The organism is Aminobacter sp. J41 (genome assembly GCF_000526635.1).
Taxonomy (GTDB): domain Bacteria; phylum Pseudomonadota; class Alphaproteobacteria; order Rhizobiales; family Rhizobiaceae; genus Aerobium.
On the sequence record NZ_JAGL01000102.1, the window covers coordinates 1 to 1,350 of the forward strand.

The 1,350-nt window shown below is 57.3% G+C and carries 1 protein-coding gene; it reads left to right on the plus strand.

The genetic code is table 11. From position 1 onward, the window contains the following. The first annotated feature begins 290 nt into the window (after positions 1 to 290). Positions 291 to 1,193, plus strand: coding sequence for a LysR substrate-binding domain-containing protein (locus L630_RS0120720; protein WP_024850068.1), 903 nt, complete (start codon positions 291 to 293; stop codon positions 1,191 to 1,193). The last annotated feature ends 157 nt before the right edge of the window (positions 1,194 to 1,350 follow it).

The window sequence follows — 1,350 nt, forward strand, 5'->3', positions numbered from 1 at the left end:
GCCTGATCGGGCGCTAACCGGCGTGCCCTTCACAAGCTCTAACCGGGGTCCCTTTTACACGAAAAGGCGGGGTCCCGTTTCCACGGTCATTGACATGTGGTTCCGTCATGTTGTTGCGGTCGCCGCGCAGGAGAGACGGACGTCGGTCATCGGTTCAACTCCGGATCGCAAGGCCGTACATCCCGCCTTGCAGATCCTTGTCCCCAACATCCCGCTTGCTGTAGCCTTTTGTGCATGCGAGGTGTTCCCGATAGGATCCGCACGTTCTCCAAAAGTAGCTGAGTCTCCTCATGAATCTGAGTTATTTTGCTGCATTCAGAGCTGTGATGCTTGCTGGAACCGTGAGCGGTGCGGCCCAGATTCTTGGACGCAGCCAACCCGCTGTCAGCCGCCTGCTCGACAAGCTCGAGTACGAGCTCGGAGTTCAGCTGTTCGAGCGGCGCAAGGGCTTGGTGACACCGACGGCGCATGCGTACGCTCTGTTGAAGGAGATCGAGCGGGCCTATGTCTCTTTGGACTCGCTTCGAATCTCGGCTCTGCGATTGGCGAAAGGAGAGGCGAGCGAGATCAACATAGCGACGATGCCCGCCTTAGGGCTCGACTTCATCCCATTTGTGCTGTCGCAGTTCTATTCAGACTGGCCGAACATCAAAGTTACGTTGAGCGTGCGCACATCCACCAGGGTCGAGGAGTACGCCGCAGCTCAGCAGATCGATTTTGGCTTTGCCGAGATATCCTATCAGCGTTCAGGTTTCAGAGTGGAGATGTTCAGTACCGCCCCCTATGTCGTCGCCGTTCCGGCAAATCACCCATATGCCGGCCGCTCGAGCCTCAGCATGGAGGATCTATCGGGTACATCCTTCATCTCCTATTCGTCGTTCGCACCCGGGCGCCACTTGTTTGATCAGGCCTCCCAATCATCAGGCGTGGAAACCGATCACATTTATGAGACGAACCTCTCGGCGCCTGCCTATGCGATGGTGAAGCATGGGCTCGGAACAGCCATCATCGATCCATTCACCGCTGTCCTGCAACGCTGCGAGCAGGTGAGGGTGGTTCCATTGGTGCCCGCGATTCCGTTTAGAGTGAGCCTGCTCAGGCCGGAAACACGCGCCACAAACCCGGCAATCGAGGCTCTCCTTGAGAAGATGCGAGAACTGAGAGAGAAGGTGCTGAGCGAGCTGCCCGTTTGATCAGCCTTTATAAGGGAAACGCATACTGATCTGCGAGGTTTCGATTTTGATCGGAGCGGGAGGGTTGTGTCGCAAACTTGGAGAGGAGACGCGAAAGGGCCAGTCGCTCGGTAGGGCGTTCAGGCGGCGAGCAACTCAAACTGCTCGGCCAGTGATG